Annotated in this window: 20 protein-coding genes; 14 read left to right on the forward strand and 6 right to left on the reverse strand. The window is 51.1% G+C overall.

The window, feature by feature from the left end; all coding sequences use genetic code 11:
• Positions 1–61 precede the first annotated feature (61 nt).
• From CHB92_RS03265 to treZ, 4 genes are all read left to right on the forward strand, one after another.
• Entirely contained in the window at positions 62–478 is a 417-nt protein-coding gene (locus CHB92_RS03265; protein WP_089317732.1) for a hypothetical protein, read from the forward strand.
• 223 nt (positions 479–701) lie between these two features.
• Positions 702–971: a hypothetical protein gene (locus CHB92_RS03270; protein ID WP_089317733.1), complete on the forward strand. Its 270-nt coding sequence runs from the start codon at positions 702–704 to the stop codon at positions 969–971.
• Between the two features lie 727 nt (positions 972–1,698).
• Positions 1,699–3,297: an alpha-amylase family glycosyl hydrolase gene (locus tag CHB92_RS03275; protein WP_089317734.1), complete on the forward strand. Its 1,599-nt coding sequence runs from the start codon at positions 1,699–1,701 to the stop codon at positions 3,295–3,297.
• Positions 3,298–3,356: 59 nt separating this feature from the next.
• Entirely contained in the window at positions 3,357–5,207 is a 1,851-nt protein-coding gene (gene treZ, locus CHB92_RS03280; RefSeq protein WP_089317735.1) for a malto-oligosyltrehalose trehalohydrolase, read from the forward strand.
• Between the two features lie 4 nt (positions 5,208–5,211).
• Here treZ and CHB92_RS03285 read toward each other — a convergent pair whose 3' ends face one another.
• Both CHB92_RS03285 and CHB92_RS03290 read right to left on the reverse strand, forming a co-directional pair.
• Positions 5,212–6,882, reverse strand: coding sequence for an alpha-amylase family protein (locus CHB92_RS03285; RefSeq protein ID WP_089317736.1), 1,671 nt, complete (start codon positions 6,880–6,882; stop codon positions 5,212–5,214).
• A 203-nt stretch (positions 6,883–7,085) separates the two neighbouring features.
• Positions 7,086–9,014 carry an ABC-F family ATP-binding cassette domain-containing protein gene (locus CHB92_RS03290; protein WP_089317737.1) on the reverse strand — a complete coding sequence of 643 codons (1,929 nt, stop codon included), beginning with the start codon at positions 9,012–9,014 and terminating at the stop codon, positions 7,086–7,088.
• A gap of 265 nt (positions 9,015–9,279) precedes the next feature.
• Between CHB92_RS03290 and CHB92_RS03295 the strand changes: the two genes are divergently transcribed.
• On the forward strand, positions 9,280–9,864 hold the full coding sequence (locus CHB92_RS03295) for a 2'-5' RNA ligase family protein (RefSeq protein WP_089317738.1): 585 nt from the start codon (positions 9,280–9,282) through the stop codon (positions 9,862–9,864).
• Positions 9,865–9,920: 56 nt separating this feature from the next.
• Here CHB92_RS03295 and CHB92_RS03300 read toward each other — a convergent pair whose 3' ends face one another.
• The 4 genes from CHB92_RS03300 to CHB92_RS03315 all read right to left on the reverse strand — a co-directional run bounded on the left by CHB92_RS03300 (position 9,921) and on the right by CHB92_RS03315 (position 14,883).
• Positions 9,921–10,892, reverse strand: coding sequence for a deoxyhypusine synthase family protein (locus CHB92_RS03300; protein ID WP_089317739.1), 972 nt, complete (start codon positions 10,890–10,892; stop codon positions 9,921–9,923).
• A gap of 240 nt (positions 10,893–11,132) precedes the next feature.
• Positions 11,133–11,675 (reverse strand): ATP-dependent protease subunit HslV, encoded by a 543-nt coding sequence (gene hslV / locus CHB92_RS03305; protein ID WP_089317740.1) that lies wholly within the window; start codon positions 11,673–11,675, stop codon positions 11,133–11,135.
• 771 nt (positions 11,676–12,446) lie between these two features.
• Positions 12,447–14,135 (reverse strand): pyruvate dehydrogenase complex dihydrolipoamide acetyltransferase, encoded by a 1,689-nt coding sequence (locus CHB92_RS03310; RefSeq protein ID WP_089317741.1) that lies wholly within the window; start codon positions 14,133–14,135, stop codon positions 12,447–12,449.
• Between the two features lie 88 nt (positions 14,136–14,223).
• The gene (locus CHB92_RS03315) at positions 14,224–14,883 is read right to left on the reverse strand and encodes a histidine phosphatase family protein (RefSeq protein WP_089317742.1); all 660 of its coding nucleotides are present in this window, start codon (positions 14,881–14,883) and stop codon (positions 14,224–14,226) included.
• A gap of 59 nt (positions 14,884–14,942) precedes the next feature.
• On the opposite strand from CHB92_RS03315, the gene CHB92_RS03320 reads away from it, so the two are divergent.
• The 9 genes from CHB92_RS03320 to CHB92_RS03360 all read left to right on the forward strand — a co-directional run bounded on the left by CHB92_RS03320 (position 14,943) and on the right by CHB92_RS03360 (position 23,691).
• On the forward strand, positions 14,943–15,362 hold the full coding sequence (locus tag CHB92_RS03320; protein WP_089317743.1) for a hotdog fold thioesterase: 420 nt from the start codon (positions 14,943–14,945) through the stop codon (positions 15,360–15,362).
• Positions 15,363–15,400: 38 nt separating this feature from the next.
• Positions 15,401–16,576, forward strand: a complete 1,176-nt coding sequence (locus CHB92_RS03325) for an isochorismate synthase (protein ID WP_089317744.1) — start codon at positions 15,401–15,403, stop codon at positions 16,574–16,576.
• Positions 16,577–16,670: 94 nt separating this feature from the next.
• Positions 16,671–18,371 carry a 2-succinyl-5-enolpyruvyl-6-hydroxy-3-cyclohexene-1-carboxylic-acid synthase gene (gene menD, locus CHB92_RS03330; protein WP_089317745.1) on the forward strand — a complete coding sequence of 567 codons (1,701 nt, stop codon included), beginning with the start codon at positions 16,671–16,673 and terminating at the stop codon, positions 18,369–18,371.
• Positions 18,372–18,728: 357 nt separating this feature from the next.
• Entirely contained in the window at positions 18,729–19,199 is a 471-nt protein-coding gene (locus tag CHB92_RS03335) for a DoxX family protein (protein ID WP_089317746.1), read from the forward strand.
• Positions 19,200–19,346: 147 nt separating this feature from the next.
• Positions 19,347–19,793 (forward strand): DoxX family protein, encoded by a 447-nt coding sequence (locus CHB92_RS03340; protein ID WP_179222945.1) that lies wholly within the window; start codon positions 19,347–19,349, stop codon positions 19,791–19,793.
• A 389-nt stretch (positions 19,794–20,182) separates the two neighbouring features.
• On the forward strand, positions 20,183–21,295 hold the full coding sequence (locus CHB92_RS03345; protein ID WP_089317747.1) for an AMP-binding protein: 1,113 nt from the start codon (positions 20,183–20,185) through the stop codon (positions 21,293–21,295).
• A gap of 62 nt (positions 21,296–21,357) precedes the next feature.
• On the forward strand, positions 21,358–22,233 hold the full coding sequence (locus CHB92_RS03350; protein ID WP_089317748.1) for an SMP-30/gluconolactonase/LRE family protein: 876 nt from the start codon (positions 21,358–21,360) through the stop codon (positions 22,231–22,233).
• 69 nt (positions 22,234–22,302) lie between these two features.
• Positions 22,303–23,241 carry a DUF1835 domain-containing protein gene (locus CHB92_RS03355; protein WP_089317749.1) on the forward strand — a complete coding sequence of 313 codons (939 nt, stop codon included), beginning with the start codon at positions 22,303–22,305 and terminating at the stop codon, positions 23,239–23,241.
• A gap of 54 nt (positions 23,242–23,295) precedes the next feature.
• Positions 23,296–23,691, forward strand: coding sequence for a hypothetical protein (locus tag CHB92_RS03360; protein ID WP_089317750.1), 396 nt, complete (start codon positions 23,296–23,298; stop codon positions 23,689–23,691).
• Positions 23,692–23,703 lie beyond the last annotated feature (12 nt).

Consider the following 23,703-nt stretch of genomic DNA (forward strand, 5'->3'; position numbering starts at 1 on the left):
CGCTTCGTGTCGTATTGTTTTAATGCCGTAGAAGGGATTTCTTCACGCTACAATTTACCAGATGCTGATTTATAACGGAATCATTACCCTCGACTACGACCCAACAACAGACATCCTGGCAACCAGCATGCCTGACGTACGGGAGTTCGCGTTCCCGGAAGTAAGCTTTTGCCTGGGCCTGATCGTGGATAACGTGCGGGTGTACGACATCAAAAAGCTCTTGCTCGACTCCAGTAAATCAGTAATAGAAGTGGAAGACGAAGCTTATAAAGCTATCACCACCAAGTTTGCGATGGACTTAATGGGAACACGCCTGCAGAAACTGGCCCGGGTAGGAACTGTAGACCTAAAGCGGGAGGAAAAGTCCACTAAACTGTCTGCGGAGCTTAGGCAGGAACTGAACCTGCCGATGGAGTTTAAAAACTTCACGAGCAGGGCTGAAGCCATGGACTGGCTTTTGTCCCTGGAGCGGGTATAAGCATAGGCATCGTTTGATCCTTACCGGTGCTTCCCGCTGCCCTGAAAAACCATACTGCAACATCTTACGCCCTATAGCCCCCTCTCCTAAGCTTAGGCCTATACCCTAGTACTTTAACAGTAGGCTAGCACAAACACGTAGCTAAAAAGCAGTATTTATCCATGAATTATTTACCTGATCGCGAGGTTACCTTTGTTCTTGAAGAGAAGGATACAGAAAAGGTATGACCGATAAGAGCTGGAAAACATTTGAAGATTATGAGCAGCTGTTACAGCAGGGCCTGATCACGTGCTTCGCGGTGTATTTTAAGAACAAAGGCTTGCTGCTGACAGCAATAGATGGCCCGGAGGAGGAAGTACCTTTACCTGAAGACATGCTCCAGTCTGTAACCATCTATTTCTACGGCTTAGGCTCGGTTTCTTATGGCACTAGTGATTATGATAGCCTGAAAAGTCTGCTAAATACCCGTACCATACTGAAGAAGTTACTGTAAAAGGAGCAGCAATAAAGAAGAACAGACACAAACAACTCGCTTGTATAAGGAAATTTGCCAAAGAGCTGCTACACAGCAAACCGGCATTTTACGCCAGGGCACTATCCTTCTTTCCGTTTGTCGGCCAGGGTTGACTGCGCCAGTAATTCCCTGAGCCGCTCAATGTCTACCTTCATCTCCTCTCCCAACAAAGGCACTGTCTTCAAGATCACCTGCAAAGCTTAGGGACTTTTCTGCTGGTAGCAATGTTTCAGCAGTTCATAGCCAACCCCCCCCTGCCCCTCCTTGTTTAAGGCGGGGAGCTTGTTCTTTCTGCCATAACTGCAGCGGCGCCGTTGCTTCCGTTCCTCTCATGAAAGAGGTCAAAGCAAGCTTCTAGCCCTTGCTTTAACACGGGCAGCTTTAGGAGAAATCTTCTTATGAATATCTCCACAGGCGATCACCCCCACCCCAAGCGGGCCCTCTGCTGCTCCTCTTAGGGCACGTCCCTATTCATCGTGCTTTTCGGCATGAACTCAAACTATAGAAATTTACCTTTATTAAAGTAGTAACAGAACTCCCCTCCTTAGGCAAGGAGAGCAGGGGTGGTTGGATAACAACTACACAAACCGTTCGTCAAGCCCCTTAAAACAAGCATCTTCCACCTCCTTGCCCGTCTTTAAAAATCCTGATTCAACTGTCTCCGTACATACAAAACTGAATTAACAGGACGTAAAAATTAGAGCACATGAAGGACCAACAATACTTATGGTGGCAAAAAGGACTCGTGTATCAGGTATACCCCCGATCTTTCCAGGACAGTGACGGAGATGGGGTTGGTGATTTAAAGGGCATCATTCAAAGGTTAGACTACCTGAAATGGCTGGGTATCACTGCTGTGTGGGTTTCGCCTATTTACCCCTCCCCAATGGCGGACTACGGCTACGACATCTCTGACTACCAGGGCATTCACCCGCTGTTTGGCACGATGGAGGATTTTGACCAGCTGCTGGAGGAGGTACATAAGCGCGATATGAAGCTTATCCTAGACCTGGTGCCCAACCACACCTCCAACGAGCACCCCTGGTTCCTGGAGTCCCGCTCCTCCCGCAACAACCCGAAACGGGACTGGTATATCTGGGAAGATCCCAAGGAAGACGGGAGCGAGCCCAATAACTGGCTGGCTGTGTTTGGCGGCAGCGCCTGGGAATGGGACGAGAAAACAGAACAGTACTACTATCATGCCTTTCTGAAAGAGCAACCCGACCTGAACTGGCGTAACCCGGAAGTGCAACAAGCCATGTTCGAGGTGATGCGTTTCTGGCTGGATAAGGGGGTAGACGGTTTCCGGGTAGACGTGATGTGGCACATGATCAAAGACAAGCAACTGCGGGACAATCCGCCTAACCCAAACTATCAGCCGCAACAGTCCACCTACGAGCAGGTAATACCCGCTTACTCTACGGATCAACCAGAAGTACACGATATCGTAGCCATGATGCGCGAGGTGATGAATAAATATGACGAGCGGGTGCTGATTGGAGAAATTTACCTGCCTATCCACCGCCTGGTAACCTATTATGGACAGGATAACCAGGGCGCACACCTACCCTTCAACTTCATGCTCATTACCCTCGACTGGAATGCCAGAACCCTTACCTCCCACATAGATGAGTACGAGGCGGCCATACCGGAAGGCGGTTGGCCTAACTGGGTAATTGGTAACCACGACAAACCGCGTATCACCAGCAGGGTAGGACAGGCACAGGCCAAAGTAGCGGGCATGCTGCTCTTAACCCTGCGCGGGACCCCTACCCTGTACTATGGCGACGAACTGGGTATGCGCGATGTGCCGATTCCGCCCGACGAGGTACAGGACCCACAGGGTCTGAACATGCCCGACAAGAACCTGAGCCGCGACCCTGCCCGTACCCCGATGCAATGGGACACGAGTGAAAACGCTGGCTTTACGTCCGGAAAGCCCTGGTTACGCCTGCCAGCCAACTATAAGCGCGTAAACGTGGAAGTGCAGAAAGAAGACCCCTACTCCTTCCTGTCCTTTTACCACAGACTGATCAAATTACGCCAGGAAGAACCGGCGCTGCATGTAGGAGACTATGTACCGGTTGTAACGGACGGACCGCTACTGGCCTTTATCCGCGAACATGAAGAGAAGAGGTTCCTTATTGTCCTGAACTTGAGTCATAAACCTTCGATCTTTAGTCCTAAAAACATCTCTTATAAAGGGAAAGTAATACTAGCTACCGAGTCGGACCTGGAAAACAACAGGATAGAAGGTGTCATTACGATGGGTGGCGACGAAGGGCTGTTGATACAGTTGGATTAACGTTCATTTTCTTAAATTTTAAAAGCCCGATAGTATAAGAACTGCTTCGGGGTCAGCATATGAAAATAGTAGGCGCTGAATACACCGGTAACGGCCATTGCCGCTTTACCGTGTGGGCACCAGAGAAAGAGCGCATGGTTTTGCACCTGGTGCAGCCGGAAGACCGATTAGTAGAAATGGATCGCGCCACGTGGGGCTACTTTACAGTAGAGCTGGACAACCTATACCCTGGTGCCCGCTATTTTTACAGGCCTGAGGGTGAAAAGGACTACCCCGATCCTGCCTCTTATTATCAGCCGGAGGGGGTGCACGGCCCTTCGGAGGTGATAGACCATGCCAGCCACCTTTGGCGCGACACGAGTTGGCAGAACCTGCCCCTGCAGGACCTGGTGTTATACGAGCTCCATGTAGGCACTTTTACCCCGGAGGGTACCTTCGAAGCCATTATTCCCCGGCTGGAGGAACTGAAGGAAACAGGGATCAACGCCCTCGAGCTCATGCCCGTAGCGCAGTTCCCCGGAGACCGGAACTGGGGCTACGATGGCACTTACCCCTATGCCGTACAACAGTCCTATGGCGGACCGGAAGGATTGAAGAAACTGGTAGATGCCTGCCACGCGCAGGGGATAGCCGTTTTCCTGGACGTTGTGTACAACCACCTGGGGCCGGAAGGGAACTACCTGGAGCAGTATGGCCCCTACTTTACCGACAAGTACAAAACGCCCTGGGGCAAGGCCATCAACTTTGACGGTCCTTACTCAGACGGTGTGCGGGAGTACTTCTCCAACAATCCCCTTTACTGGCTGGAACACTACCACCTGGATGGGCTGCGGCTGGATGCTATCCACATGATCTTCGACCAGAGCGCCACTTCTATCTGGGAGCTGATGCGCAGCAAGGTGCAGGACATCACACAGCAGATGCACCGCCCCTTTTACCTTATTGCCGAGAGCAACCTGAATGCCCCACGCGTGGTGCAGAAAACAGAACTGGGTGGCTATGGCTTCGACGCCCAATGGCTCGACGACTTTCACCACGCCCTGTACGTGTTACTGGATAAAGCAGGGCTGAAGTTCTATGAGGACTACGGCAAGATGGAGCAACTGGCCAAGGCCTTTGCCGAAGGATTTGTACACAGTGGCGAGTTCGTAAAGTTCCGGAAGCGCACCTTCGGGGCCTCCTCTGCCGGCGTGCCCGGCGATTGTTTTGTGGCCTTTACCCAGAACCACGACCAGGTGGGCAACCGCATCGAGGGCGAGCGCCTCACGCAGCTTGTTGGCTTTGAGCGTTTGAAGTTAGCTGCCGCAGCCCTGCTCGTTTCCCCCTACATCCCGATGCTCTTTATGGGCGAAGAGTACGGCGAGGAAGCCCCTTTTCTCTACTTCGTAAGCCATTCAGATAAAGAGCTGGTCAAGGCCGTGCAGAAAGGGCGCAAAGAGGAGTTCGCGAATTACAAGTGGGAAGGAGACCCACCCGACCCGCAGGCGGAGCAAACGTTTAAGAAATCGAAGCTGAACTGGGAGCAGCGTGGACAAGGCAAGCATGCTCTTTTACGAGACTGGTACCAGGCGCTGATCGGCTTGCGCCGCCGGGAACCCGCGCTATCGAACTACAACAAAGCAGACGTACAGGTGCAGACCCTGGGACAGGAAGGCCTCGTACTGCTCCGTCAGGACAGAATCGATGATCAGGAGGTATTGTGTCTATTTAACTTCTCGGAGCAGACCATCCCTTTCAGCATGCCCCAGAGTAGCACCACCTGGCATAAACTGCTGTACTCAAAAGACCAACAGTGGCTGGAGCAAGAAGGTGCTGAGGCTGCCCCTGCAGAAGAGACCCTAACAGCCGGGCAGCACATAGAACTACCGGCCCTTGCTGTACTGTTGTACAGCAATTATACCAGTATGTAAACGCTTAGAGGGTTTTGGGCTGGTTTACCCGGAACCACCTGTAGCCATAGCCGTTGAGCTTGACATGGGTAGTATCCTCTTTGGTCGGCTCATACAGCTCGTCAGAGAAAAAATCGACAAACTGGCGGGGATGGATGTCCTTGGACTGCACCTCCGCTTCACAAGGCTCTCCTGATAAGTTATGCGCGAAAACCAGCATGCTCTCATCCCACTCCACGGTATGCAGTAGTACCTGCGGGGTATCTGTCGGGATAGCGTTTGCCTCACCCCAGCCGATCTCCTTGCAATGTTTGCGCATCTGGATCAGGCGCTTCATCCAGGACAGCAGGGAGTCTTCGTCTTTGTGTTGTTCCACCACATTCACCTTCTTATAGCTGAAAGGGCCTGAATCAAGCATTGGCCACACGACTTTATCGGAGGGTGCCGTGGAGAAGCCCCCATTCTGCCCGGCATTCCACTGCATGGGCAAGCGTACGCTACCTCGTCCCTGCTGCTTCAGGTCCTCCCCCATGCCAATCTCGTCGCCGTATACCAGCATCGGCGAACCGGGCATGGTGAACATCAGGCTATACGCCATTTCAATGTGCTTCCGGTCCCCCCCCAGCATAGGTGCCAGGCGGCGCCTGATCCCACGGTTAAAGATGCGCATGTTCTCATCAGGGGCAAAGCGTTTAAAGACCTCCTGCCGCTCTCCTTCCGACAGCCGCTCCAGGTCCAATTCATCCAGGTTACGGAGGAAGTTTACCCATTGGCACTGTACTGGAGGCAAAGGTTCTTTTAACCAACTGGCAATGGACTGTGCATCCTCTCGGGCTAGTCCCAGGAAGATATAGTTGTCCAGGATAAAGTTAAACAGCATGTTTATGCGCTCTCCTTTGCCAAAGTATAAGCTGATCTTGTCCTGTGGTACATCGGCTTCGCCCAGAAGTACCGTTTCCTCACTTTTCTGAGTTATGGTATCACGCAACTCCTGGAGGAATTGAGCTGGTTTTTTAACGCGTGTTCCTTCCTTGTCCTTGCCATCCAGCAGGTGTGTGGCAGCATCTATGCGAAAGCCGTCCACGCCAAAGGCCAGCCAAAAATCAATAATAGACATAATCTCGTGCTGGACATCCGGATTGGCGATATTCAGGTCCGGTTGGAAGCTGTAGAACTTGTGATGGTAATAAGCCCCTGCGCTTTTCTCATAAGACCAAACGCTGTTTTCCTGCCCCGGGAACACGTTTTGGGCAGACGCCTCTGAAGGGCGGTCCTTGCGCCAGACGTAATAGTTAAAGAATTTAGAGGTAGGATCCGCACTGGCCGCCTGGAACCAGGGATGTTCATTAGAGGTATGGTGCACAATCAGGTCTACCAGTACCCGCATCCTACGCTGCTTTGCCGCCCTGACAAACTGGGAGAAGTCGTGCAGCGTCCCCAGCCTACCATCCACCGACATGTAGTCCTTCACATCATAGCCATTATCCCGGTTTGGTGTGGAGTAGAAAGGAAGTATCCAGATGCAGTCCACGCCCAGGTCGCGCAAGTAGTCCAACCGGTCGATCAAGCCCTGGAAGTCCCCTACCCCGTCGCCATCCGAATCCTGGAAACTCTCTACATCAACGGCATAGAAGACGGCGTCTTTGTACCAAAGTTCATTCTTATTGGGGGTGGTTCTAATGTCTTCTACGGTCATACAACGATCTTTTGTGTGCTTCAGATACTCTACAGAAGTCAAACGAAAAGACCAGTTTAGGGGTTAAAAGAACTTTATCCTTTAGGTAACCGCAACATTAAGGTAGTTAACTCGCCCTACTTCGAACTTGGTTATCGACCCATAAAAAAAAGGCGGCACAGGTGCTCCTGTACCGCCTTCTGTTCCTTTGCTAAATAAGCCTGCTAATCTGCCAGCTTTGTCTCGATATCCTCTGCTTCCAGCATTAACTCTTCCCACTCCTCCTGGGCTTTGTCCAGCTTTTGCTTGATGGCTTCAAACTCCTGCGTTTTCTCCTGAAGCAGCTCCACGTTCCCGAACACCTTCGGGTCGGCCAGCTGGGTCTCGCAGGCAGCCAGCTTTTGTTCCAGGGCCTGCACTTTTTGCTCTACCTCGCTCACCTGGCGGTTAACCTGCTTCAATTGGTTCGTAAGCTGTGAGAATTCGCTCTTATCTTTTGGCTGTTTCTGCTTCACTTCGGTTTTCTGCTCTATGGCAGCTTCCTTTTTAGCCTCCTTCTCCCGCTTCTCCTGCCAGGTCTCATACTCATGGTAAGTACCCGGGTACTCCTTCAACTCATAGTCCTCAATAAACCAGATCTTGGTGGCCACGTTCTCCACGAAGTACCGGTCGTGCGAGATCACGACAAAGGTTCCTTCGTACTGCTCCAGTGCCTGTATCAGGATGTTCACTGATTGTATGTCGAGGTGGTTGGTCGGCTCGTCGAGCATCAGGAAGTTGGCCTCCGAAATCAGTGTCTTCGCCAGGGCCACGCGGCTCTTTTCCCCTCCCGAAAGCACCTTGATCTTCTTGAACACTGTATCACCGGTAAACAGGAAGGAACCCAGCAGCGTGCGCAACTCCACCTCCGTTTTGCCCGAGCCTGCCTGCTGCAACTCCTGTAAGATCTCATTATCTACCGTCAGGGCCTCCAGCTGGTGCTGGGCGTAAAAAGACATAATCACATTATGGCCGAGCTCTCGCTTGCCTTTGATGGGCTCGGTACCGGCAATAATGCGTAGCAGCGTGGACTTACCCTTCCCGTTCGCACCGATCAGGGCAATCTTGTCACCCCGCTCGATGTGCACGTTCGTGTCTTTAAAGATCACCTTCTCACCATAGCTCTTACTCATGTGCTCGAGGCGCAGGATATGGCGTCCCGGCTGGGTATTAAAGCGGAAGCTAAAGTTTACTTTGGCTGCGTCCGGGGCAACTTCTTCGATACGGTCCATGCGGTCCAGCATCTTCTGGCGGCTCTGTGCCTGCTTGGCCTTGGTCGCCTTGGCCTTAAAGCGCTCGATAAAACGCTCTGCCTGCCGTATCTGGGCCTGCTGGTTCTCGAAAGCGCCTTGCTGTATCTCGTCGCGCAGCACTTTCTCCTCCATATAAAAGCTGTAGTTACCGGCATAAACGATCAGCTTGCTGTTAGAAACCTCCACGGTGATGTTGGTGGTGCGGTCCAGGAATTCCCGGTCGTGCGACACAATGACCACTGCCCCTTCAAAACGCTCCAGGTAAGACTCTAGCCATTTGATGGAAGGCAAGTCCAGGTGGTTGGTTGGTTCGTCTAGCAGCAGCAGGGAAGGCTTCTGTAAGAGAATCTTGGCCAGCATTACGCGCATGCGCCAGCCTCCCGAGAAAGAAGCCAGGGGTTGCTGCAGTTCTGCGGTGCTAAAGCCCAGGCCTTCCAGTATAGCCTCCGCCTCTGCCTGCATGGTATAGCCACCCAAGGCTTCAAACCGGTCCTGCAGGTGCGCCAGCTTATCTACCAGGCTGTCATGGAAGTTATTCTCAAACTCCACCAACACCTTATCAATTTCCTTTTGCAGGTTGATGGCCTCTTCAAAGGCCTGCATCGCCACAGAAAGAATGCTTTCGTGTGTCTCGTAGCTCAACAAATCCTGGTTCAGAAAGCCAATGGTCGTATCCTTGCTCATCTGCACGCTACCGCTGTCCGGCGTATACTCCCCCACAATAATGCGAAGCAAAGTAGACTTGCCTGTGCCGTTCAGACCAATCAGGCCGATCTTGTCCTTTGGTTTGATGTGCAGGTTAGCGTCGTCGTACATCGGCCGACTGCCAAAATGAAAGCTGAGGTTGTTTATGGAGATCATGTGCGCTGAAATACTATTGTCGCAAAGGTACTTATTTTTGGACGTCTCTTAAAAACACTCAGAAGCCCGAGATGGTGCACTACTTTATAAAATTATGCCACATCCACCTATAGTCTTGTTGTTGCTAAGAATATTATAATTTAAGAAAATAAAAGGATAGGGAAGCCTGTACGTGAACAATAATAAATTCCTCTCGTTTCATAGATTTACGTGTTAAACCTACGGCATCTAACCGGCAGGTAAATTTGTACTTAATACTTTCCCTATGATTGCGATTACTTCGCTTCTGGATAAGAAGACTTCAGCCCGCGTGACTGAGCTCACGGAGCACCTGGAGGAAAAGTTTGGCCTTGCCGGCGTTAAGGTTACTCCTTACCCCCACCTGACCCTGCTTACAGCCGAGATTCCCGACATGGAAGAGCTAAAGCAGTACCTGGAGTCGGTAACTTTTGAAACAGAGAACTTCACCATACGCACTACCGGTCTTGGGGTATTCCCGGGACCAAACCCGGTGGTGTACATACCCGTGCTGCGCACGGCACCCCTGAACAACCTGCACGGCACCCTGCACCGCGATATTGCTGAGATGAGCACCGAGATGGGCGTTTACTATAACCCGAACCTGTGGCTGCCTCATATTTCGCTTGCCTTGGGTGATACCTCCCCGGAAATACTGGGCCCCATGTTTACCTTTTTGTGCCAGTACAACTTCAACTGGGAAATCACCCTCGACAACCTTACCATTTTACAGAAGTGTGGCGATTACTTTTTAAAGGACGAAGAGTTTCATTTCGGGAGGCCTGAGCTGAAAACAAACCGAAAGCAATCCCTAAAAGGCGACACCATATAAATTAAAAGGCCTGCAGCTTAACACTGCAGGCCTTTTAATTTATCGTCTTCCGACACTTACATGTCTAACACCATCGCAAAGATAAGCGGCGCCACGATTGTAGCATCCGATTCGATCACGAACTTCGGCGTATCTCTGCCCAGCTTACCCCAGGTGATCTTCTCGTTCGGTACAGCACCGGAGTAAGAACCATAGCTGGTAGTAGAATCAGAGATCTGTGCAAAGTACCCCCATAGCGGCACATTCGTGCGCTGCAGGTCCTGGTGCAGCATCGGTACCACGCAGATCGGGAAGTCACCGGCAATACCGCCTCCAATCTGGAAGAAGCCAATCTTAGATTCTTCTGTTGCTGTTTCGGTATAAAAATCGGCCAGCTCTATCATGTACTGAATACCCGTTTTCATGGTATGTACGTTCTTGATGTCGCCGCTGATCACGTGGCCGGCATAAATGTTACCCAGCGTAGAATCCTCCCATCCTGGTACAAAGATCGGCAGGTTCTTCTTAGCTGCCTCCAGCATCCAGCTGTTCTTCGGGTCGATCTGGTAGTACTGCTCTAACTCACCTGATAACAGGATCTGGTAGAAGAACTCGTGCGGGAAGTAAGACTCCCCGGCTTTGTCTGCTTTCTCCCAGTATTTCAGTACCACGTGCTCTAAACGGCGCATCGCTTCTTCTTCCGGAATACAAGTATCTGTCACACGGTTGAGGTGACGGCTCAGAAGCGCCTCCTCATCAGCAGCTGAAAGTTCGCGGTAATGTGGTACGCGCTCATAGAAGTCGTGCGCTACCAGATTAAAGATATCTTCCTCCAGGTTGGCCCCTGTACAGGAAATGGCATGCACCTTATCCTGACGGATCATTTCGGCCAAAATGATGCCGAGCTCTGCTGTCGACATGGCACCTGCCAATGTGATAAGCATTTTTCCACCTGTGTCGAGGTGTGTTTTATAAGCTTCGGCAGCATCCACCAGAGAGGCTGCGTTAAAATGCTTGTAGTGTTTCTTAATAAAATCTGTTACCTGCATAGTTGATAATTTTGTCCCAATACCTGCTTTTTGTGCAGCTTGGCACGGCAATTTATTAAATTTTTACTGATTTATACCTTACGGCATATATACAGCAGCTGTTCGAACACCAGACGTATGCGGGTGGAATGATAGCCGGTTAGCTATATGACCTCCAGTTTCAGTAGCATAACATAAATTCTGCAAAAAAATTCATGTGCTATCCCCCTTTTCTATATCCGAAAAGCGTGCGAACCAGGCTTATTGTGCCGGTTTTTCTATAATCAGGTTATGGTTGGTATAGATACAAATATCGGCTGCAATGTTAAGGGCCTCGCGTACCATCTCTTCTGCAGAAAGATGCGGCGCATGCTTTTTAAGTGCCAGCGCAGCGGCATGGGCATACATACTACCAGACCCAATGGCTGCAATCTGATTATCCGGCTCCAGCACATCGCCGGTGCCTGAAATGATCAGCAACTCCTCTTTGTTAGCCACTACCATCATGGCCTCTAGCTTGCGGAGGTACTGGTCTTTGCGCCAGTCCTTGGCCAGCTCTATGGCGGCGCGCTTCATATTGCTTTGGTAAGCATTCAGCTTCTCCTCAAAACGCTCCAGCAGCGTAAAGGCATCAGCGGTGGAGCCAGCAAAACCTGTCACAATTTTGCCATCCAGCAACTTCCGGATCTTTTTGACATTGCTTTTTGCGATATGCTTGTCCATGGTCGCCTGCCCGTCGGCTCCTAAGGCCACCTCTCCGTTATGGTAGATGCCACACACAGTGGTTGATCTGATTTTCGTCATTCGTTTTATCTTTTGATTTCGCTATACGAAAAGCAAAGGTTTAGGCTCCGCTTTTCTATGAACACTTAAAGCTATGGGATCTTCAAAGAAAAAGCCAAAGGAGGTGCAGGTGACAAATTGGCTGAATAAACAGACGACGGAAAGGTCTTTTACACAGTGGCCTACTAGTCCTGTTAAGGCATACTGCAACTTCAAGCATTAGTTAACTAAGCTATCGTAGTGGCTGCTTCGCCAACGGAAAGCTGGGTAGTTTTTTTCTTCGGCTAGCAGGACAGTCCTGTTCTATCATCCACAACCACTGTATCATCTCAAACTTTTTTTCATTTGATGCTTAACGAAAAATCTATCGGTGATTCCCCAAAATTTCTCTCCCAAAGGTCGAGATGATGGGATAGCATAAGCAACTTTCTTTCTTCTGTTTTTAGCGCGTGAAGCAAAGCCTTTACAGGTTTTGCTAGCTACAGGGCAAACAGGAGGGCCAAGTGCATTTAATGACACCCCACTGTTGAAGCATCGAGTGGGAGTAAGGAACCTCTAGTGGGAGGCTCTTGATTCTTTAGCCAGCTTGGGGAGAAGGCTCCCTCGAATCTCCAGGCGGCCTCTTAGCCTATCCAGGAGAAACGCAGGCCCAGCCAGCGAGGCGAAAACATGCCAAGAACCTGAACAGCACGAACTGTAGCAAGTCTTTTTACACCCTCACATTGGCTTTTTAAAAGCATAAAAAAACCTCTCCTTTTCAGAAGAGGTTTTCCTTTTATCTATTCTCTTAGATTACACCAGTATTCTCACTGGGTTCTCCAACAGGTTCTTGAATGTTTGCAGGAAGGCGGAACCAACGGCGCCGTCCACTACTCGGTGGTCGCAAGAAAGGGTTACTTTCATCACGTTACCAACCTTGATCTCACCGTTCTTCACTACCGGCACTTGCGAAATACCGCCTACTGCGAGGATACATGCATTCGGTGGGTTAATGATGGCTGTAAACTCATCAATACCGAACATGCCTAAGTTCGAGATAGAGAAGGTGCTGCCTTCCATTTGTGCTGGCTGCAACTTCTTGCTCTTTGCTTTGCCCCCAAGGTCTTTCACCTCAGCAGAAATCGCGGAAAGAGACTTGAAGTCAGCGTTGCGTACCACCGGCACCAACAAGCCCTCCTCAACCGCTACGGCCACACCAATGTTGATGTGCTTGTTGTAACGGATCTTGTCGCCTAACCAGGATGAGTTAACCGCAGGATGCTGTCTAAGGGCAGCAGCAGCAGCTTTGATTACCAGGTCGTTGAACGAGATTTTAACCGGAGAGATCTCATTCATGCTGGCACGTGCTTCCATCGCTTTGTCCATATCAATCGACATGGTCAGGTAGAAGTGTGGTGCCGTGTAAAGGCTTTCCGACAGGCGACGTGCAATGACCTTGCGCATCTGCGAAACGTTCACTTCTTCGTATTCCTCTGTAGGAACTCCCTGGAAAGCAGCAGGAGCAGCCTGCGGCGCAGCTGTCTTGCTTGCCTGTTGCTGTGGCGCAGCGGATGGGGTGAAGTTCTCGATATCGCGCATCACGATACGGCCACCTTCGCCAGTACCTTTGATCTGGGCCAGCTTATAGCCTTTCTCCTCGGCCATTTTCTTGGCGAGCGGAGACGCTTTGATACGACCTCCGTCAGCCGAAGCACCCGTTGTGTCCTGCTCAGCGGCCGTTTGTCCGGGCACCTGTGTCTCCTCCACTTTATCAGAAGTAGCAGGATCTGCCGCGTTCTCTATAGCCTCGTCTGTCTTCGCGTTTTCCTGGCGGTTCTCCTTGTTAGAAGAAGCAGCCTTCAAGAGCGTTTCGTAGTCTGCTCCTGCTTCCCCGATGATCGCAATGATGGCATCAACGGCTACCGAATCGCCTTCTTTTACGCCAGTATACAGCAATACGCCGTCTTCATAAGACTCCAGTTCCATGGTCGCCTTATCGGTTTCTACTTCTGCCAGGATGTCCCCGGATTTCACTTTATCGCCTGTCTTCTTCTGCCAGCTCACCAGCACACCCTCTGTCATGGTGTCGCTCATTTTCGGCATTCTGATCACAGAAGCTTTGATGTTGCTCGTATCTATTGCGACATTCGCCGGTGCCTCTTCTCTGGATGCAACCGTTTTTGTCTCTTCTTCTTTTTTCTCTTCTCTAGCAGCAGGCTTCCCTCCTCCTTTTGCTTCATCCAACAGGCCAGAGATATCTTCTCCCTCCTTACCGATGATAGCTATTACGGCATCCACAGGAACAGAATCCCCTTTTTTAGGACCAATGTACAAAAGTGTACCATCCTCATAAGATTCCAGTTCCATGGTAGCTTTGTCAGTTTCTACCTCGGCCAGGATGTCGCCGGAGCTCACCTTATCGCCTGTTTTCTTAAGCCAAGATGCAATCACCCCCTCCGTCATCGTGTCGCTCATCTTGGGCATTCTTATCACTTCAGCCATAAATTTCGTCGTTGTTTTGTTCGCCCAATTGGTCTAGTATATCCGCCCAAAATTAGATTTAAAAATATTTTATTCAAACTATATGCTTCTAATTTGTTCGTATTTGCTGTGCCGCCCTTTCTCCTTCCTGCACTTGCTTCAGGTGGTCCACATCGCAGAACTTTTTCACGACAAACATGCTACCGGTATAATCCAACTGGTACAGGCACAGGTTCTCGTGCGGAAACAGGTCCATGCAGTGCAAAGGGTAGCGCAGGATGTGGCACAGCAATATACGCATGGCTCGCCCGTGCATGCAAATAAGCACATTTTTCTCCTCCGGCCGGCTTAGCATTAACTCTACAAAAGGCTTTTGGCGCTCGTATACCAGCTGCGGGCTCTCCCCCCCTTCTATGCAAATGTCAGTCCCTCCATTGTTCCAGGTTTGCAGCATGTCCCGGTAGTACTCATCTACATCGGTTGTAATACGCTTGCCTTCGCGTACGCCCCAGCTGATCTCGTTCAGGCCTGGATGCTTGTCATGTGGAATGCCTAAATCTATAAACCCCTGCACAGACTCTATGCTTCTTTGTAGGGTGGAAGTATATACCTTATCAAAAGGCACCTCCTTGTACTTCTCAAAAAAAAGAGCCGACTGGTGCTGGCCTTTTGCATTTAAGCTGGTGTCCACGCCGCTCCCCTGCATGATGCTCTGCAGGTTATAATCTGTCTGTCCGTGCCGGATGAGGTAAACTTTCTTAATACTCAAAATTCTTATACTTTTGCCTTTTCACATCAGAGAAGCCCAAATTCAGGCATCGCAATCCCATGAACAAAGATACTAATACGTTAGAGCAGGTAAAACAGTGGTGCAAAAATACCATGATGGAATACCTGGGCATTGAGATCACAGAAGTGGGCGGCGACTACCTGTGCGCCAGAATGCCTGTTGACCACCGCACGCACCAGCCCATGGGCCTGCTCCACGGAGGCGCCTCTGTGGTACTGGCAGAATCGCTGGCCAGCATGGGTGCTGCCTTACAAGTAGATCTAACCAAAAAGGCCTGTGTTGGTTTAGAAATAAATGCAAACCACATAAAGGGGGTCCGCGAAGGCTGGGTGCATGGCAATGCCAGGGCGGTGCATGTGGGCCGTAGCACACAGGTCTGGGAAACTACTATTACCACCGAAGCCGGGGACCTGGTTTGCATCAGCCGCATGACGGTAGCTGTAATCGATAAAAGATAACTTAAAGCGAAAGGCTGTTGAGCCTTAGGAGATAAAACATGGGTAACCGTACCCTCTCGTACACCATAGAAGAAGTTTTTAAAGCCGCTGTGGCCGGAAACCGGGCCGTGGCGGTGTGGAGACTACCCGAATCGGAGAAGCTACAGGTTTGTGTATCGCTTCAATCAGGCCATGAGGTGGGACAGCCGCACCTGGAGCAGAGCCCCTTTGGATTCCTGTTCTGCCCTTTTCAGCCGCAAGACCACCCGAACATCTTTATCAAGGCAGATGTGTATCTGGACGATGCCTCTGGAGCGGTGATTGCCGCCCCGGATGCCCCGCTGGCAGCATTGGAGCAGTTCTATGTGCTGCTAAGCCAGCCCCTTACCGCCCTGTGGCACTTGCCCCCTCCCATGCCCCCTGCCTCCGAACAGACAGCGGCGAATTACATCAAAGCAGTAGCTGATGCCATAGAGGCCCTGCAGCAAGGGGAAATGGAGAAAGTAGTGCTGTCGCGTAATACCAGGCAGGAGTTAACCGAAGACTTTGACCTGCTGCAGGCGTTTAAAAAGCTTCAGCAGACTTACCCTCGCGCTTTTGTCTCGCTCGTTTCGGTGCCAGGCTTAGGCACCTGGCTGGGTGCCTCTCCGGAAATCCTCGTCAGCATAGATCAGCAAAACCATTTCCGGACTGTAGCCCTGGCCGGTACACAACCCGCCGCGAATGCCGAGTCGGTGGCTTCAGCCATCTGGCGCCAAAAGGAAATTGAGGAACAGGCCATGGTGGAGCGGTATATTTTGAGCTGCTTTAAAAAGCTGCGCCTGCGCGAATATTCGGAGGTTGGGCCGCGCACGGTGGTGGCTGGCAACTTAATGCACCTGCGCACAGACTTTAAGGTAGACCTGGAGGAGGTAGACTTCCCGACGCTAGGATCGGACATGCTACAGCTGTTGCATCCCACTTCAGCAGTCTGCGGCTTGCCTAAGGAGCCTGCCCTGGCCTTTATTCTGGCCTCCGAAGGGTATGACCGCAGCTATTACAGCGGTTACCTTGGCCCGGTGAACAGCGGTGCGGGAACCCACCTTTACGTAAACCTGCGTTGCATGCAGCTGCTGGCAACAGAGGCCATCCTTTACGCCGGTGCCGGCATTACGGCTGCATCTACCCCGGAGCACGAATGGTACGAAACAGAGCATAAGATGCAGACCATGACTCATATTTTGCAACAATTCTAAACGCTTTAAATTTAAATCCCTGAGGTAGCAGGGAAAATAACTGCGTAGTGCTGTGTGCAAACAAGCAGCCATTCATTTACTTAAAATTCACAAGGTGATCCTACAACCTGTTGTTAACATCGCAGAAATTTGCGCCCAAAAAGGCGTGGAGCAAGTCGTGCTATCGCCCGGGTCGCGCTGTGCTCCGCTGACGATAGCCTTTGCCCGCCATCCTAAGCTGACGGTACGAACTGTCACAGATGAGCGCTCGTCGGCCTTTATAGCACTGGGAATGGCCCTGACAAGCGGCAAACCAACCGTGCTGGTCTGCACTTCGGGCACAGCTGCCCTGAACTATGCCCCGGCTGTTGCAGAGGCATATTTTCAGCAGGTGCCCCTACTGGTACTGACGGCAGACCGCCCGCCGGAGTGGATCGACCAGCTGGACGGCCAGACGATCCGGCAGCAGAACGTATATGGCCTGCATATCAAGCAGAGCTACTCCTTCCCTGCCGGCTTTGCGCACCCCGATGCGGCCTGGCACGCAGAGCGCATGGTATCCGAAGCACTAAACGAGGCCCTTGCTTTCCCCGCCGGGCCAGTGCACATCAACGTGCCCCTACGGGAGCCCTTCTATCCTGCTCCAGATGAGGAAGTAACGTTTGACCAGCAGGTAAAGGTCATCGAAGAAGTAGCCAATAACTTTGCCCTTAGCCAAACGCAGGCAGTGCAACTGCAAGAGGAACTACAGCAGTACAAAAAAATACTGGTAGTGGCCGGACAGGATGTCTTAAAGCCTGACTTGCTCGATAGCTTGGAGAAATTCAGTGCAAACACAGGTGCAGTAGTTGTCGGCGATATTATAAGCAATGTGCAACGAAGCCCTGGGGTAATTCGCTACCAGGATGCGATCTTCTCCTCACAGGACGAAAGCCTGCTACAGCAGTTGCAACCGGACCTGCTGCTGACGTTTGGGAAGTCGATCATCTCGAAAAGCCTGAAGCTGTACCTCCGCAAATTCAAGCCGAAGGCACAGTGGCACCTGCAGCCGGCAGGGCAAGTGGCGGACACCTTTCAAACACTCACCAAAATTATCCGCTGTGCGGCCCCGGACTTTTTCTCAAGCCTTGGGGAAAGAGAGTGGGCTGATAGGGCCTATGCTGAAATCTGGAAGCGTACCGATGGCAGGGCTGGTCGCTTCCTAAAAAGCTACACGGCAGAGGCTGGGTTTAGTGAATTAGCCGTAGTAGCGCAAGTACTACAGCAACTGCCCCAGCAAAGCCATTTACACCTGGCCAACAGCATGTCGGTACGCTATGCCAACATCCTGGCTTTGGCTCCCGGACAGCAGGTAGCGGTGTTCGCAAACAGGGGTACGAGCGGCATTGATGGCAGCAACAGCACCGCCGTAGGTTGCGCCTTAACAAGCCCGGGCATCACCACCCTCCTGACCGGTGACCTCGCTTTTTTCTATGACCGCAATGGCTTGTGGCACAATTACCTGCCGCAGAACCTGCGCATCGTGTTACTGAACAACCATGCAGGGGGGATATTCCGACTGATCGACGGGCCTAAGCAGCAGCCGGAGTTAGAGCCATTCTTCGAGACAAAGCAGGCGCTGAACGCAGCGAATACAGCCAGCGATTTTGGCCTAAACTATTGGGCCGTTCGCAACTACGAAGAACTGACAGAGGCATTGCCGAAATTCTTTGCCGCGGATGCCGGCGCGGGCATCTTAGAAATTTTTACCGATAGCAAGGAAAACGCTGCGGCTTTCGCCGCTTACAAGCAAGCGCTTGTAAAAGCCCTGAGCTGATACTTTTTGGACCAAGCAGCACAAAGCCTGGCCATGCCTCCACATGGTCAGGCTTTTTCGTGTTCAGCCCCAGGAGCAGAGGGTGATCTTCTGCTCCTGGGGCAAACAAAGAGCGTGTTTGAGCCGGGTGTGCTGAAAAAGTATTTCCCCCAATACTGTTTCCACTCTTTTGCATAGCTCCCCCGACAAGTGCTGTTCTGATCAGGAAGAGTCGCGCATACTTTCTATACTCCTCGGCTGCACCTACTTATATCCTGGTAAACTGGTCTCAATTAATGCAATTTTTTATGGCCTCTTCCGGCTCAAAGGCGTTTATATAATTATATATCAGGATGTTTCACAAAACGTAAGACTGCCATGGATATAACACATAACGCCAGCCGCTCCCGTCACAAAACCAGTGCCAGCAACCCTGTCTGGATGGACAGCCTTCGCATCCTGCTTGGCCTCTTCCTCTTTGTTAAGGGCATCTTGTTTTTAGAACATACCTCCGATGTGTTCTATATTTTTAGCCAGAGCCAGGACATCATCAGTTTGCGCAAAGCCTCGGTAATCACCAGTGGCGTGCACATTGTGGGAGGCCTTATGATTGCCTTTGGCTGCTTAACACGCCTGGCGATCCTACTGCAGATACCGGTGCTTTTAGGTGCTGTGTTGGTCGTGAACCCCCAACGCGGCGTACACCTGGAAAACACCGAGCTATGGGTGTCCTTCGTGGTATTATCACTCCTGCTGTTTTTTATGATCGTTGGTCCTGGTCGCTACTCTGTTGACAATAAGATACTCCGGCAGCGGCGGCCGAAAGCGCAAGAGGACAGGCACACCTAACTCGAGGAGCCTTTAACTGGACTAAAGCGCAGTCTTTAACGCACAACATTTTAAGTAGTTAAAACAAGACGTCAGAAGTGCCCGATTCATCACAAAACTCGTTTAAGTTATTACCTATCAGTTTGTTTCACTTAACCGTTTAAAGTTATGAACCTGACACATGACATGCACCGCATAGAGCGTTGGGCCGACACACACCACCCGCTCTGGATTGATTTTCTGCGTGTTGCCCTGGGGATCTTTCTGCTCGTTAAAGGCATCATGTTTGTACAGGACACGGAGGCACTGTATAGCATTATGCGGAAAAGCCAGTTCCCCTGGGTATCTATCGGGTTGGCCCACTATGTTGCCTTTGCCCATTTAGTAGGCGGTATTCTCATCGCTATCGGCTTAATTACCCGCGTGGCTATCCTGTTTCAACTGCCTATCCTACTGGGAGCGGTTTTCTTCGTAAACCCAGAGCGGGGATTTTATTCCGAGAACACAGAGCTATGGGCATCTGTCATTGTACTGGCACTGCTGATCTTTTTCCTGGTTTTCGGCTCGGGTCGTTTTTCAGTGGACCACAAGATGCGTGAAAAGGATGTTGTGTAATTAAGCTTAGCACACGCTCTTTACCAGCAGGACAACTGATGCAGGCCTTGCTTTACGAAAGGTAAAGCAAGGCCTATGCATTAAAGCTCCCCCTACCACAGCTTAAAAAGCAGCTCCCCCACTTTAAACAAAAGCGGCAATGCCTTACTTTTACAGGCAAAAATGGTATGTTGCCTCCGGCCTCGCCCCAACTGTTTCATAGACCACAGCTAATATCCGGAGAGTGCATACATCCGGAACGCTTAAGCAGGCAAAGGGAGTTACCTTTGCCTGCTTTGCTTATTTTAGAGTTGTGGGGGCCCCTTTTTATAGAATAGCTCGTAAATTTCCAACGTGCCGTGCCGTCAGCCGTCCTTACAGGCAGTGGCCGGGTTTAATGCTTCTTAAACATGACAGACAAGTACCTCCTCCTCAACGGAAAAAAGTTTTACTACGACGAGATTGCGAATTACTCTTTCCGCAACAGTATACCGATCAACGGCTATGAAGCCAAAACGCTGGAGTTCTGCCGCAACTGGCTAAACGGCGTGCAGGAATTCCCGATCCAGACCTCCGGTTCTACAGGGGCACCCAAGAGAATCGTGCTGACCCGCCAGCAGCTTGAGGCGAGTGCCCGCCGCACCATCCGGCTGCTGAACCTACAGCAGGGAGATACGACGCTTGTTTGCCTCAACACTGAGTATATTGCGGGCATGATGATGTTGGTGCGTGGCTTTGAGGCAGACCTGCAAATGCTCATTGTGAAGCCCATCAGCAACCCGCTGACCTTAGTGGACCGCGAAAAAGAGATTGCCTTTGCCTCGTTCGTGCCCATGCAACTGCAGACCATCTTGCAGGAAATGCCGGACGCCCTGCCACGGCTCAACAAAATGAAGGGCATTCTGGTGGGGGGTGCCCCCTTAACCCCTAGCCAGCAACGGGACATGCAACTGATCGCAGCACCTATTTATCATACTTACGGCATGACGGAGACGGCCTCTCACATCGCCCTGCGCAAACTAAACGGTGCTGACGCCGCAGACTATTACGAGGTGCTGGACAACATAGAGGTTGGCCTGGACAAGAGGGGTTGCCTGACGATCAAAGGGGACGTCACGAACAACGAGCGCCTGGTAACAAATGACATTGTAGAGCTTTTGACCGCTACCCGCTTTCGCTGGATTGGGCGTGCCGATAACACGATCAACACGGGCGGTGTGAAAGTACAGGTAGAGAAAGTGGAGCAGGGCATAGCGGAAACTTTTGTTGACTTTGCAGATTCCCCGCGCTTCTTTATCGCCCCACAGCCGGACGAGCTGCTCGGGGAAAAAATTGTGCTGATCATAGAAGGACAGCCCTTTAACACGGCAACGGAAGACGAGCTCCTCTACCGTTTACGCAGCCACCTCGATAAGTTTGAAGTACCCAAGGATGTCTACTACAGTACTGCTTTTTCAGAGACCAGCACGGGTAAAGTATCCCGTAAACGCACCTTGCAGAAGCTAGGTCTGTACACCGCCTAACCCGGGAAAAAATAACAGCAAAGCAGCCCAGCCGTAAAAAGTATAAACCAACATTCAAAATAATGCGGATTATACTTACCCGAATTTTTACACTAATGCTTATTGTTAGCCTGAGTGGCTGTGCCGGCGGGCTCTTTAGTTCCAGGCCCCCGGTAGAACTGGAACAGGCGTGGGCCTCTGACAACGTGTTCAAAACACCGGAATCTACCCTGTACGATCCACAGCGAAACATCATCTATGTCTCTAACCTGAACAAGAGCAACAAGAACAGAAAGGATGGGGATGGCTTTATCTCGAAACTGGGAACAGATGGCGAAGTAGAGGAACTGTACTGGGTAACGGGCTTAAACAACCCAAGAGGCCTGGCCCTTTACAACAACGTGCTTTACATAGCGGACATAGATGAGATCGTAGCAGTCTCGACACAGTCCGGCGCTATTCTGGGGCGCTACGCGGCAGAAGGCGCAGAGTACCTGAACGACGTCGCGATAGACGAAGAGGGCAATGTTTTTGTGACTGACACGGAGCAAAAAAGAGTTTACCAGTTGCGGAATGGCCGCGTGAGTACCTGGCTGGAGAACACGGCCCGCGAAAAGCCGAACGGCATTTTCATTAACGGCGACCGTATGCTCGTGGCCTTTATGAGCAATGGCGAAGTGCGCTACCTGGATCCTCAGACAAAAGAGTTTTATGACTGGGTGGAAGGTATTCCTTCTGCTGACGGCATTGCTAGAATGGCAAATGGGGGCTACTTTATCTCGAGTTGGGATGGCGAAGTGTTTTACGTGAACGAGGATGGCAAAAAGTGGAGCCTCCTTAATACAAAAGGGCAGAAAATAAATACCGCCGATATTAGTTATACAGACAGGCTGGACCTGCTTTTGGTACCAACCTTTAACGACAACAGGGTTGTAGCCTACGATGTATCCCTAAGGTAATTTTATCGACTAGAAGTGAGGCAGCTCATACCCTGGGTATAGCTGCCTTCATATTTTACAGTACATGCTATGAAAAAACTGCCTACCCTACACATCCTGAACGGAGATGAAACAGTGAAGGCCTTTGCGGAGGCAAGCATACCGGGTAACACCTTGGTATGGCGCGAGGTACTATCAGAAGGACCGGCAGTAAACACCATCCCCGAAAAAGAGTTCTGGGAAAAAAGGCAGGAGTTTGTAACCAATGCATATCCCGGCGCCAGCGAAGAGGATTACAGGCAAAAAGTGTTGGAGGAGCTGTCGAAACTGGAAGGACTAAGTGCTTTCTTTGAAGTAGTGCTTTGGTTCGATGCAGATTTGATGTGCCAGCTAAACCTCCTCTACCTCCTGCACCGGCTCCAGCAAAATCCTCCCAGCATGATATCAGTTTGTACGCCTGCCCCTGAGACAAACATAGCACATCTCAGCCCCTCAAAGCTAGACGAGTTGTTCCAGAAACGGCAGCAGCAAAGCGCGGAGCAGTTAAACCAGGCGCACGACCTGTGGGAACTGTACGCCGGCCCTGACCCGCTCCGCCTGCAACTGTACCTGGAGCAGTTTAAAATCATTCTCCCTCACATGGAGGCTGCACTTAAACTCCACGTCCTGCGCTTCCCTGATTGCCAGACAGGCTTAAGCTACCCGGAGCAGGCCTTGCTTGAACTGGTAAACGAGGGAGCCAACACAAAAGAGCTTTTGTTACAGGAGTTTTGGCATCAACTACCGGAATACGGCTTTGGAGACGCCCAGATACTATACCTGCTGAACCGCCTGCAACCAGACCTGATACAGGAAACAGCGCACTTAAGGCTAAGTTTCTTTGGCGACAGGGTGCTGGAGGGAATTGGCGCCTTTATGCCTAAGCCTCATTGGCTGGGTGGCGTAAAAGTGGATGCCCACACGGCCTGGTGTTATAACAAATCCACAAAAAGGCTGGCGCTTAACGGGAACAGTACGAAGCGGAAGTAGGTCTGGCCCCAAATGTGCAGTGGCTTCTGGTACTTACTTCTTACTAAAACGCACATGAAACCTAAATACGCGCAATTTGTACTAGCAAGCCTGCCCCTCGGATTGATGCTGGCCTTTACCGCTGCTGCACAAACCACTCCGCTTCCCAAACAAGAAAAAACCCATATCCTCGTCCGTGCCGATAGCCTCGAAGAGACTCTATCCGGTATTCATCTGCGCCCGGATAAAAAAGGTACCTTTTACCTGGATTTTTCGCAAGACCTAGAAGAGGATGCCACCCTGCAGGTAAAGAATAAAGCAGGTCTTGTCGTGTTTCAGCAGCCCCTTCTCCTTGCAAGCAAAAAGAACCGCTGGGGCTATCATTTGGGGCGACTAAAGCCGGACACTTACCTCGTCGAGGTCAGAACGTCTGACACCACGTATTGGACGAAGTTCAGGGTAAGCAAGTAGCTTATAAAATAA

Source organism: Pontibacter ummariensis, assembly GCF_900188175.1.
Taxonomy (GTDB): Bacteria; Bacteroidota; Bacteroidia; order Cytophagales; family Hymenobacteraceae; genus Pontibacter; species Pontibacter ummariensis.